This is a genomic window from Mangrovimonas sp. DI 80 (assembly GCF_001975575.1).
Classification (GTDB): domain Bacteria; phylum Bacteroidota; class Bacteroidia; order Flavobacteriales; family Flavobacteriaceae; genus Mangrovimonas_A; species Mangrovimonas_A xylaniphaga.
Genome location: NZ_MSDT01000007.1, coordinates 12450 through 25255 on the forward strand (window position 1 = coordinate 12450; position 12806 = coordinate 25255).

The 12806-nt window shown below is 41.8% G+C and carries 9 protein-coding genes; 8 read left to right on the forward strand and 1 reads right to left on the reverse strand.

Annotated features, from left to right (window positions below; translation table 11 throughout):
* Positions 1 to 118: 118 nt before the first annotated feature.
* Positions 119 to 2620, reverse strand: a complete 2502-nt coding sequence (locus BKM32_RS14150) for a heavy metal translocating P-type ATPase (RefSeq protein ID WP_076664501.1) — start codon at positions 2618 to 2620, stop codon at positions 119 to 121.
* Positions 2621 to 3116: 496 nt separating this feature from the next.
* Here BKM32_RS14150 and mce point away from each other — a divergent pair, with 496 nt between their 5' ends.
* From mce to scpA, 8 genes are all read left to right on the forward strand, one after another.
* The gene (gene mce, locus BKM32_RS14155) at positions 3117 to 3524 is read left to right on the forward strand and encodes a methylmalonyl-CoA epimerase (protein WP_053977117.1); all 408 of its coding nucleotides are present in this window, start codon (positions 3117 to 3119) and stop codon (positions 3522 to 3524) included.
* A 41-nt stretch (positions 3525 to 3565) separates the two neighbouring features.
* The gene (locus BKM32_RS14160) at positions 3566 to 5125 is read left to right on the forward strand and encodes an acyl-CoA carboxylase subunit beta (protein ID WP_053977118.1); all 1560 of its coding nucleotides are present in this window, start codon (positions 3566 to 3568) and stop codon (positions 5123 to 5125) included.
* 2 nt (positions 5126 to 5127) lie between these two features.
* Positions 5128 to 5490 carry an OadG family protein gene (locus BKM32_RS14165; RefSeq protein WP_076664503.1) on the forward strand — a complete coding sequence of 121 codons (363 nt, stop codon included), beginning with the start codon at positions 5128 to 5130 and terminating at the stop codon, positions 5488 to 5490.
* A 22-nt stretch (positions 5491 to 5512) separates the two neighbouring features.
* Positions 5513 to 5938, forward strand: a complete 426-nt coding sequence (locus BKM32_RS14170; RefSeq protein ID WP_076664505.1) for a biotin/lipoyl-containing protein — start codon at positions 5513 to 5515, stop codon at positions 5936 to 5938.
* A gap of 69 nt (positions 5939 to 6007) precedes the next feature.
* Complete coding sequence (locus tag BKM32_RS14175; RefSeq protein WP_076664507.1) at positions 6008 to 7339, forward strand: sodium ion-translocating decarboxylase subunit beta; 1332 nt, start codon at positions 6008 to 6010, stop codon at positions 7337 to 7339.
* A gap of 47 nt (positions 7340 to 7386) precedes the next feature.
* Entirely contained in the window at positions 7387 to 8697 is a 1311-nt protein-coding gene (locus BKM32_RS14180) for an acetyl-CoA hydrolase/transferase family protein (RefSeq protein WP_240472230.1), read from the forward strand.
* A 33-nt stretch (positions 8698 to 8730) separates the two neighbouring features.
* On the forward strand, positions 8731 to 10539 hold the full coding sequence (locus BKM32_RS14185; RefSeq protein WP_123812129.1) for a methylmalonyl-CoA mutase family protein: 1809 nt from the start codon (positions 8731 to 8733) through the stop codon (positions 10537 to 10539).
* 37 nt (positions 10540 to 10576) lie between these two features.
* On the forward strand, positions 10577 to 12706 hold the full coding sequence (scpA, locus tag BKM32_RS14190) for a methylmalonyl-CoA mutase (RefSeq protein ID WP_076664511.1): 2130 nt from the start codon (positions 10577 to 10579) through the stop codon (positions 12704 to 12706).
* The last annotated feature ends 100 nt before the right edge of the window (positions 12707 to 12806 follow it).

The following is a 12806-nucleotide window of genomic DNA, read 5'->3' on the forward strand; positions in this document are numbered from 1 at the left end:
CAAGCGTTTCATCGATTTTTTTCATAAATTTTACATAATATTCACTTAGAAGCTCCGTAGTGCCCACCACAGCTCTATTTCTCTAACAATCAACAATAAAACCTAAAACCCTTAACATTTAAATAACCGTACGTCGCAACCTAAGAGCGTTGGCAATTACCGATACCGAACTAAAACTCATAGCCAGGGCGGCCAACATAGGCGACAACAACACCCCAAAAAACGGATAGAGGACTCCTGCCGCAACAGGGACTCCAATGGTATTATAAATAAGCGCGAAGAATAAATTTTGTTTGATATTTTTCATGACAGCATGACTGAGATTTTTTGCCTTGACAATACTTTGCAAATCACCTTTCACCAAAGTAATCATGGCACTTTCAATAGCCACATCGGTGCCCGTGCCCATAGCAATCCCCACATCACTTTTGGCCAAGGCTGGCGCATCATTGATACCATCACCTGCTACAGCAACTATCTTTCCTTGACTTTGCAGCTGCGCTACTTCCTTCAGTTTATCCTCTGGCATCAATCCTGCCTTAAAATGAATACCATTAAGCTCCGATGCTACGGCATGGGCCGTTTTCTCATTATCCCCCGTAAGCATTAGTACTTCTATTCCCAAATCCTGAAACTCCTTAATCGCTTTAGCACTGGTATCCTTTATTTTATCGCCAATCACCACATAGCCTTTCACTATTGTATCCATAGCCAAATAGGACACTGTTTTTCCCTGCTCTTGAAAAGTTTGAACTTCTCGATCCATTTCGGGAGTGATGGCTGCCCCTATTTCTTTCATCAATTTCAAATTCCCTAAAGCCACAGCTGTTCCATTCACAGTTCCCCGAACACCTTTTCCTGTTAGGGATTCAAATTTATCCACTTCCAAAACCTTTATATTTTGGCTTTTAGCATGCTTTACAATAGCTTCTGCCAAAGGGTGTCCACTATTGCTATTAAGGGATGCCGCATATTGCACCAACAGATCATGGTTATCACTTCCATTCTCAAAACCTTCTATTTTTTCTACGGTTGGCTTCCCTTCCGTGATGGTTCCAGTTTTATCTATTATTAAGGTATCTACCTTATCCATGGTTTCCAAAGCCTGGGCATTTTTTATGAGCACACCATTTTGGGCACCTTTGCCCACTCCCACCATTACGGACATGGGTGTTGCCAATCCCAGAGCACAGGGACACGCAATGATCAAAACCGCAATAGCATTGATTAAAGCATATACATAAGCTGGCTCAGGCCCCCAAACCACCCAAATTACAAAGGTGATGATGGATACCAAAACCACTATTGGAACAAAATATGCCGAAATACGGTCAGCCAATTTTTGGATTGGAGCTCTACTTCTACTGGCTTCATTTACCATTTGTACAATTTGCGACAAAAGTGTATCACTCCCCACCTTTTCGGCTTTCATAATGAAAACTTGGTTACCATTAATAGTCCCACTATTTACCTTGTCGCCTTCCTTTTTATTTACTGGGATAGGCTCCCCGGTAATCATAGATTCGTCTACAGCCGATTCTCCCTGTACGATTTCCCCATCCACTGGAATTTTATCACCGGGCTTCACCTTCAGTAAATCTCCAAGAACAATTTTATCAATGCTTACAACTTCCTCTTCACCATCCACAACTTTTATAGCCTTGTTAGGTGCCAATTTCAACAACTCCTTAACGGCAGAATTGGTTTTACTATGCGCTTTTGCTTCCAGTAATTGCCCCAGCAATACCAAAGTCAATATCACGGTAGTGGCTTCAAAATACACATGTACTACTCCTGAGTCTGTTTTGAACTGCTCTGGAAATACATTTGGTACTAACAAACCGGCCACACTAAACACCCAAGCAACCCCTGCACCAATACCTATTAAGGTAAACATATTCAAGTTCCAGGTTTTGATACTTCTATAGGCTCGTTCAAAAAACATCCAAGCCGCATAAAACACTACTGGCAATGACAATACAAACTGCACCCAATTCCAATATTTTTGTGACATTATAGCGTTCAAGGGATTGTTGTGCCACATGTCGCTCATCGCAATAAAGAAAATAGGAAGTGTAAATGCTACCGCCAACCAAAACTTTTTCAAAAGCTTTTTATAGGTCTGTTCTTCGGCGGACAGTTGTGGTTTTACAGGTACTAGATCCATTCCACAAATAGGGCAATCACCTGCTTCATCTTTAACAACTTCAGGATGCATTGGGCAAGTCCACTGCTGAGATGCCACTGCAGCCAAGTTTTGCTCTTCTACTAAATCCATTCCACAGACAGGACAATCGCCTGGTTTGTCGTAGGTTTTATCGCCTTCACAGTGCATCGGGCAATAAAACACTCCTGTTCCCTGTCCTTTAGGAAGTGCTTCTTTTTTTGCCGGCTTAAGCTGTATTTCTCCCGGCAGGTGTATACTATAACGTCCGCCATCTGCCTTTAGGGCATCTTGAAAGGTTTCAATGGGAATGTGAGTAGTCATTTCAATGGTAGCTTCAGCTGCTTCCAAATTCACATTGACATTAGAAACATTTGCTACTTTAGACAAGGTGTCTTCCACATGTTTTCTGCAACCATTGCAGGACATGCCATGTATATGATAGGTATGAACCATATGTAATATATTATATTGAATAGTGTAAGGATTTTCACGAAGGCCAACTTCAAAAGAAAATTCCCAAATTGAGTATAAAGGTACTACATCTTTTCGGGACGTTAGAAGCTTTTCACACTCACTTCATCTTCGCCTTTTGCTACTTTTCTGCATCAATTATTCCCATAAGGTTCCCATAGGGTATCCATAGAGTTGCTATGGGGCAGCTATAGGGATGCTATATAAGGAGTGCCAAACCATTTATGATACCCTTTGAAAGCATCGAAAAACTAGAAATCCGTCCCTACATTAAACACAAAACACTTTGGTTTTGGTCATTCAGACCATAAAAAGCAAAAAATTATATTTTAAAACAGGTAAAAAGTTGTCCACTATTACGTTTTCGTTAACTATTTCCCTAAAAAAACGCCTATTACATGATATATATCATAATATAAAATGGAATCCTACAATAGCTTTGATGTACCAAACGGAATTATAACATAAACTATGAATCATGGATATTTCGCACATTGAGCATATTGGAATTGCTGTTGAAAACCTAGAAGAAGCCATCAAATATTATGAACAGATTTTAGGAATGAAGTGCTATGCTATAGAAGAGGTTGTCGATCAAAAAGTGAAGACAGCCTTTTTTTTGGTCGGTACTAGCCAAACCAAAATCGAACTATTAGAGAGTACTTCCCCAGATGGACCTATTGGAAAATTCATTGCCAAAAAAGGGCCGGGCATTCACCATATCGCTTTCGCCGTAAACGACGCCACCGAAGCGTTGCAACTGGCAGGAGACAAAGGCGTTCAATTAATAGACCAACAATCCCGCAAAGGCGCCGAAGGCCTGAACATAGGCTTCCTTCACCCAAAATCCACTTTAGGAGTCCTAACTGAACTTTGTTCAAAATAAGTACCAACAAAACTATATAGACGGTAACAAAAAACACCCCCATGGCAAATCAAGATAAAATAAATGAGCTCATCGCCAAACGCGCTGAAGCCCGATTAGGAGGCGGAGAAAAACGCATCGATTCGCAACACGCTAAAGGAAAACTAACTGCTCGCGAGCGTATTGAAATCCTTTTGGATGAAAATAGCTTTGAAGAATTTGATATGTTCGTTACCCACAGGACCAAATCCTTTGGCCTGGACAAGGAACGCTACCTATCGGACGGAGTGGTAACCGGTCACGGTACCATTGATGGCCGCATTGTGTATGTGTTCTCCCAAGACTTCACGGTTTTTGGCGGCTCGCTTTCAGAAACCTATGCGTTGAAAATTTGTAAAATCATGGATATGGCCATGAAAATTGGGGTACCCGTTATAGGACTGAATGATAGTGGTGGGGCTCGTATACAGGAAGGTGTACGCTCTCTGGCAGGTTATGCTGAAATTTTCCAAAGAAACATTATGGCCTCTGGACTTATTCCCCAAATCTCATCCATCTTGGGGCCTTGCGCTGGAGGAGCCGTATACTCTCCTGCCCTCACCGATTTCACGATTATGACCGATCAGACCAGTTATATGTTTGTTACGGGACCTAAAGTAGTTAAATCGGTAACTGGTGAAGATGTTACCACAGAACAATTGGGAGGCGCTACCATCCATTCTACCAAATCTGGGGTTTCCCACTTTTTAGCTGAAAATGATGAAGAAAACTTAATGCTCATCAGAAAACTATTAAGTTACCTTCCTTCCAATAATCTGGAGGAACCACCAACCATTGCTACTTCAGATCCTATTGACAGATTGGATGACGTATTGAACACCATTATCCCAGAAAACCCAAACCAACCTTATGATATTCTGGATGTGATTTCGGTTATCACCGATAATGGCGAATTTTTGGAAGTGCACTCCAACTACGCCAAAAACATTGTCGTAGGTTTTGCTCGTTTCAATGGGCATTCTGTGGGGATTGTAGCTAACCAACCAAAATTCTATGCTGGGGTTCTAGATTGTGAATCCTCTAGAAAAGCAGCCAGATTTGTTCGTTTTTGCGACTCCTTCAATATTCCATTAGTGACCTTAGTTGACGTTCCTGGATTTTTACCTGGAACCGGACAAGAATATTCCGGAATCATCTTGCATGGAGCCAAATTACTCTTCGCCTATGGAGAAGCTACTGTACCTAAAGTCACCATCACTTTAAGAAAATCGTATGGTGGAGCCCATGATGTGATGAGCTGTAAACAACTACGTGGCGATTTGAATTACGCATGGCCAACAGCCGAAATTGCTGTAATGGGCGCCAAAGGTGCGGTAGAAGTGTTGGAAGGCTCCAACATTAGAAAGATTACAGATGCCGATGAAAAGCTGAACTACATTGAAGAAAAAGAAAATGAATACACTACCAAATTTGCCAACCCATACGTGGCTGCCAAATACGGCTTTATCGACGATGTGATAGAACCTAGAAATACCCGCTTCAGAATTATTAGAGGATTGGAATTACTAGCCAACAAAAAAGAGGTAAATCCTCCTAAAAAACACTCAAATATCCCATTGTAATCATGAGTATACCATTATCCATAAGCAATATAGACGAAGGTTATGTAATCCTTCTAACGGGATTGTTAATCGTGTTTTCGGGTCTTCTAACCTTGACGGTATTTTTCAAATACGGTTTGCCTCTAATCCTAAAATTTTACAACGGATTAAAACCAGGACCAAAAACCACTAACAAAGAAATCACCTGCAAGGTACCAGGAAATGAATTTACAGGTGAAGTTGCTGCTGCCATTTCCATGGGAATCCATTTGTATCTAGATGAACAGCATGATAACGAAAATGCGGTATTAACCATTAAGCAGGCCCGCAAAATGTACTCCCCTTGGAGTTCTAAAATTTACGGAGCCTACAATAATCGATTTTAAAAATCAATAGACAGCTTACATCATGAAAAATTTCACATTCAACATAAACAAAAACAGTTACAAGGTTAAAATCTTGTCTCACGAGGACAATACCATCAACCTAGAGGTAAATGGTACCAGTTACTGTGTAGAACTGGAACAGGAAATCAAAAAACAAAAAACCCCTGTTTTGGCCAGAAGATCTTCCTCTGCCAATACAGAAAAACCTAAAGTAGTCAATCCTGCTTCTTCCAACAAACGGGCTATTTCAGCTCCAATTCCGGGCGTTATTTTGGCTTTAAATGTTAAGGTAGGTGATCAAGTTAAAGAAAACGATCCGCTTTTGGTCTTGGAAGCCATGAAAATGGAAAACAACATCATGGCCGACAAATCGGGAGTGGTTACAGCCATTCACGTCACCGTTGGCAAACAAGTATTGCAAGGTGATGCCTTGATTGAAATAGAATAAAACCCGCCATGTTTTCTTAGGAATTCACGGAGCACAAAAGTGCTTTAACAAGCCCAAAAACTAGAGAAAATGAAAAAACTAGCAGTAATATTTGGAGTTATATCAATGTTGCTTTTTATAAAACCAGTCCTAGGTCTCACCACAAGCAATACCAATGTAACCACCACCGAAGTAGCCGCACTTAACACAAACACGAATACCACAAGCGATGACGCGAACTTCATAACGGAAGCTGTAGATGGCATTAAGCAATTTTATGCCTATACAGGTTTTGCCAACGCCCAATCCGGCCACATCATCATGATTATCATAGGAATTGTCTTTATCTACCTAGGCATCAAGTTCGATTACGAGCCCCTTTTATTGATTCCCATAGGAACGGGAGTCATTATAGGAAACATCCCCTTTGTAATGGGGAACCAAACCGGTATTTATGAAACTGGATCTGTATTGAACTACCTCTACTTTGGTGTGGTCAAAGGGATTTATCCACCTTTGATATTCCTGGGAATTGGAGCCATGACAGATTTCTCTTCACTCATTGCCAACCCTAAACTAATGTTGTTGGGAGCCGCTGCCCAAATTGGAGTATTCGGGACATTCTTAGGTGCCCTTTACCTTGGATTTAACCTGCCTGAAGCCGGCGCCATAGGCATTATTGGAGGAGCCGATGGTCCTACCGCCATCTTCCTATCCTCGAAATTAGCCAATGGTATCAACATCCTTCCCGATGGTACAACCGTGAAAAACCTGATTGGCCCTATAGCCATTGCCGCTTACTCTTACATGGCATTGGTGCCAGTAATCCAGCCGCCAATCATGAAGTTGCTGACTACCAAAAAGGAGCGTCTGATTAAAATGAAACCACCAAGAGCAGTATCCCAAAAGGAAAAAATGATCTTCCCTGTGGCCGCCTTGTTGTTAACCACCTTTATTTCACCTAGTGCTTTACCCCTTTTAGGAATGTTGTTCTTTGGAAACTTATTGAAAGAATCAGGACGTACCGAACGTTTGGCAGAAACCGCAAGAACCAAACTTATCGATATTGTAACCATTCTTTTGGGAGTTACCGTAGGAGCATCCACCCAAGCAGACATCTTTATTACCAAAGACTCGATGCTGATCTTCGGATTGGGAGCCATTTCTTTCGTAATTGCCACTATGGGAGGACTATTGTTTGCAAAACTAATGAACGTTTTCCTTAAGGGAGACGAGAAAATAAACCCACTAATTGGAGCTTCGGGAGTATCTGCAGTTCCAGATAGCGCTCGGGTTGTACATGCCGAAGGTCTGAAGGCAGACCCTACCAACTATTTGCTCATGCACGCTATGGCACCAAATGTTGCGGGTGTTATAGGATCGGCCATTGCAGCAGGTATCCTACTGAGCTTTTTAGCTTAAACACTGAATAATAAAAAATATAAGCAACAATCTAAAATACTATTGTTATGAGTTTAGCAAATGTAATGAATCCACCAAAAGTATCTAGTGTACCAAATGTGATGACTGCAGAAGAAGCTGTAAAATTGGTAAAATCTGGAGATACCGTACTCATTCAAGGTGCTTCGGCCACCCCGCAAACCTTGGTTAGAGCTTTGGTAGCAAGAGGCCCAGAGTTAAGAGACGTAGAAATTGTACACCTACATACCGAAGGTGAATGTGGTTATGTCGATCCGAAATTGAGAGATAATTTTCATACAAGCGCCTTCTTTATTGGTGGCAACATCCGCAGAAGCATTGGCGATACCGCAGATTATATTCCTATTTTTTTAAGTGATATCCCTAGTCTTTTTAGAGAAGGCTATATGGAATTGAATGTGGTTTTAGTGAACGTATCCCCACCAGACAAACATGGCTTCTGTTCTTTGGGAGTTTCCGTAGACATTATTGTGTCCGCCATAGAAACAGGTAAAACTGTCATTGCCCAAATCAACTCCAGAATGCCACGTACGTTTGGAGATGGTATTGTACACATTAGCAACTTTACGGCCTGTGTAGAAGTAGACGAACCTATCTACGAAATGCAATTGGCCCCACCTACCAAAGAAGAAGCTACCATTGGAAAAAACATTGCAGAAATTATCGAAGATGGCGCTACCTTACAAATGGGAATAGGCGGAATTCCTAACGCTGTACTCTCCTATTTGACCAATCATAAAAATCTGGGAATCCACACCGAAATGTTCTCCGATGGTATTGTAAGCTTGGTTGAAAAAGGAGTAATCAATGGGTCCAACAAAAAAATCAATCCACATAAAATAGTGTCCGGTTTTGCCATGGGAACCCAACGTCTTTATGACTTTATGGATGACAATGCCGAAATTGAAATGCGTGATATCGCTTATGTTAACGATACGGCCGTCATTCGTCAAAACCCAAAAGTGACCGCGATCAACTCGGCGATTGAAATCGATATTACAGGCCAAGTATGTGCCGATTCCATAGGAACCAGAATGTTCTCAGGTGTAGGAGGCCAAATGGACTTTATGCGTGGGGCTGCTCTTTCCAAAGGAGGTAAACCTATCATTGCCATGACCTCAACCACGTTGAAAGGCGTATCCAAAATTGCGCCTATTTTAAAACCAGGTGCCGGAGTTGTGACTACCAGAGCCCATGCCAGATATGTAGTTACCGAATTTGGGGTAGCCGAATTATTTGGTAAAACCTTGAAAAAACGTGCCGAAGCACTTAGAAACATAGCGCACCCAGACCATAGAGAAGAATTGGACAAAGCTATTTTTGAACGATTCGGAAGATAAGTGCCAAGCAAAGTTCAACATAAAAACAAACGTATGAACACTCAAAATAACACACTCTTTTCCAACTTTGCGCCCGTTACCAAAGAGGAATGGTTGGAAAAGGTGAACATCGACTTAAAAGGAGGCAATTTTGACAAACAGTTGGTTTGGAGAAATTTAAACGATATTACGCTACCTCCTCTTTACACTCCTGAAGATGCCATTACTCCCCTGACGAATACAGGAGAAAATGCTGCTTCATTTGTAAACTACAGACATATCAACGTTAGCTCTGCATCAGAAGCCAGCACTCAAGCTTTAAAGGCCATTGCGGAAGGCATTACAGGATTGATTTTTGACGTAAAAGCTGAAGTTTCCGTAGTCCAACTGCTAAAAGATATTGACCTTAATTCCATTAGTGTATCCTTCCAACTGGAAGATGGACTCTTGCAATTTGCAGCCAATTTCTTTTCCTATGCCAACAATCATTTAATCGCTCCAGAAAACCTAAAAGGGTTTATAGATCTGAATCTGATTACCGAATATGTTACCACAGGAAACCTTTCACAATCCAAACTAGATAGTCTCAATCATTTGGTGGAGCTAAGCAATGCTTACCCTAATTATAAAACGTTGAGCATTGCAGGCACCGCATTTTTGGATTCCGGAAGCAACCAGGTACAAGAAGTGGCTTTTACCTTAAATGCATTGGTTTATCTTATCGAAAGTTGCTTGGAAAATGAAGGCAATCTTGAAGCTTTGTTCAACAATCTTCATGTGCAACTAGGAATAAGTTCGGAGTATTTTGTTGAAATTGGGAAATTTAGAGCCTTCAACAGTTTGTTGGCGGCCATTGCCAAAACTTATGGCGTGACTGAATACAGCCATAGTTTAACAGCTAAAACTTCCGTTTGGAGCAAATCCGTCACCGATCCCTACACCAACCTGTTACGTGCCACCACAGAAGCCATGTCGGCGCTGTTGGGCAATGTAGATGGGGTTGTTATCGATCCGTTTGACAAGGAGTTTAAGGAAACCTCAGCATTTTCAAATAGAATTGCCGGCAATATCTCTACGATTTTAAGAGAAGAATCTTACTTCGGAAAAGTCGCCAACCCTGTGGATGGCTCCTATTACATAGAAGATGTCAGCTCTAAAATAGCCGATAAAGCATTGGCTTTGTTTAAGGAGGTAGAAACTCAAGGTGGTTTCTACGAAGCTTTTGAAAGCGAATATATCCAACAACAAATAGCTGAAATCCGTCAAAGAAAACTTACCCTTTTAAGTCAGCGTCGTTTGGCCATGGTGGGGGTTAACAAATATCCTAACCTTATGGAACGTATTCCTTCAAATATCTTATCAGAAGGAAGCTCCCAATCCAGCAAATTGTTGACACCTCGTCGCGCTACGTTGGAAATTGAAGCACTTAGAAAAACTACTGAAGAACTTGTAGAGACCACTAAAAAACGTCCTATCGTAGAGCTTAGCAGTTTCGGAAATCTCACCATGAGAAAAGCAAGAGCTGCTTTTTCATATGACTTTTTAGGGGTTTCAGGTTTTGAGGTTTGGCAAGAGAAAAGCTATACTTCAGCTCAAGAAGCCGCCGAAAGCAGTGCCGCTTCCAACTCAGATGTCGTAGTAATTTGTAGCTCCGACCAGGATTACGAAACAGATGCTCTAGACTTTGTAAGAGCCTTTAGAGCTATCAACAAAGACAAAATTCTGTTACTGGCCGGAAATCCCGTAGCACTTATAGATTCCCTAAAAGAGGCAGGATTGGATAATTGCATCCATATCAAATCGGATGTCATTCAAACTATTTCGGGGATACAACATAAACTAAATGGCCTAGTTGCACACTAACCTGTGAAAGACCATTGACTCACAAAAACAATGACTTATGAAACGAGATTTTTCAACTCTAAGTTTAGACCATAACACACAGGCACCCAAAGCTGCAGGCAAAAAAGCCGTTTGGAATACCCCTGAAGGCATCCCTGTGAAAACTCATTTTACAAAAAAAGACATAGACCAAGCCGAACATTTAAATTTTGTGGCTGGTTTACCTCCTTTTACAAGAGGGCCTTATAGTGCCATGTATGCCTTACGTCCATGGACTATTCGCCAATATGCTGGTTTCTCCACTGCGGAAGAATCCAATGCCTTTTACAGAAGAAATTTGGCTGCTGGGCAAAAAGGACTTTCGGTAGCTTTTGATTTGGCTACACACAGAGGCTACGATTCCGATCACCCGAGGGTAACCGGTGATGTTGGTAAGGCAGGCGTGGCCATCGATTCCATCTTGGATATGGAAATTTTATTCGACCAGATTCCTTTGGATAAAATGTCGGTTTCCATGACCATGAACGGCGCCGTACTACCCATTATGGCCTTTTATATTGCAGCTGCAAAAAAACAAGGCGTGGCTTTGGACCAACTGAGTGGTACCATTCAAAATGACATCCTCAAAGAGTTTATGGTGCGTAACACCTACATTTATCCACCGTTACCTTCCATGAAGATTATCGGCGATATTTTTGAATACACCACCCAACACATGCCTAAGTTCAATTCTATCTCCATTAGCGGGTACCACATGCAGGAAGCAGGTGCCACGGCAGATATTGAATTGGCCTACACCTTGGCCGACGGTTTGGAATACATTAGAACAGGATTGGCCGCAGGACTAAAAATCGATGAATTTGCACCACGACTTTCCTTCTTTTGGGCTGTGGGAATGAACCATTTTATGGAAATTGCCAAAATGCGTGCGGCGCGTATGCTTTGGGCAAAAATCATTAAACAGTTCAACCCAAAAAATCCGAAGTCCATGGCATTGCGTACCCATAGCCAAACTTCGGGATGGAGTTTGAGTGAACAGGATCCGTTCAACAACGTGGCCAGAACCTGTATTGAAGCTATGGCTGCCGGTTTGGGAGGTACACAATCCTTACACACCAATGCCTTGGATGAGGCCATCGCCCTTCCTACGGATTTTTCGGCAAGGATTGCACGTAATACCCAAATTTACATTCAAGAGGAAACCCAAATCACCAAAGCGGTAGATCCATGGGCAGGTTCTTACTATGTAGAATACCTAACCCAAGAAATCGCCAAAAAAGCTTGGAAACTTATTGAAGAGGTTGAAGAATTGGGTGGTATGGCCAAAGCCATTGAAACAGGGGTGCCAAAAATGCGTATTGAAGAAGCCGCTGCTAGAAAACAAGCCAGATTGGATTCTGGTCAAGATATTTTGGTGGGTGTAAACAAATACCAAACCGACGAGAAATCGGATATTGAAATCTTGGAAGTGGATAATTCCGCAGTGAGAACGTCTCAAATAGAACGTTTGAATAGCCTAAAAGCTAACAGAGACCAAGCTGTGGTAGACGGGAAATTAAAAGCACTTTCCAATTGTGCCGAAACAGGCAAGGGCAATCTACTTGAATTAGCCGTGGATGCCGCCGAAAACTTTGCCACCTTAGGAGAAATCTCCGATGCTTTGGAAGCTCACTTTGGACGCCACAAAGCAGACACCAGACTTATCAGTGGGGTCTACAGAAAAGAAGTGAAAGATGATTATACCTTTGAGGAAGCCCAACAATTGGCAGATAAGTTTGCTGAAATTGAAGGTCGCAGACCAAGAGTCATGATTGCCAAAATGGGACAAGATGGCCATGATAGAGGCGCGAAGGTAGTCGCTTCCAGTTTTGCCGATCTTGGCTTTGATGTGGATATGGGACCGTTGTTCCAAACCCCAGAGGAAGTAGCCAAACAAGCTATAGAAAACGATGTGCACTTTGTGGGTGCCTCTAGTTTGGCCGCTGGACATAAAACCCTCATCCCACAATTGATAGAGGAATTGGAACGCTTAGGAAGACCTGATATTTTGGTCTTTGCCGGAGGTGTGATTCCTGAACAAGATTACCAATACTTATTAGACCGTAAAGTAGCTGCTGTATTTGGTCCTGGAACCGTGATTGCGAAGTCTGCCATCACAATTATGGACAAATATTTAGCACTCGATTAATAGCCCATTTTATTGTTAGATTTGTTCTTTAGAAGGCTCCAAGGTTTTACATCTTGGAGCTTTTTATTTATGCCTACTAAAGATTTTTGAAGTAATATGC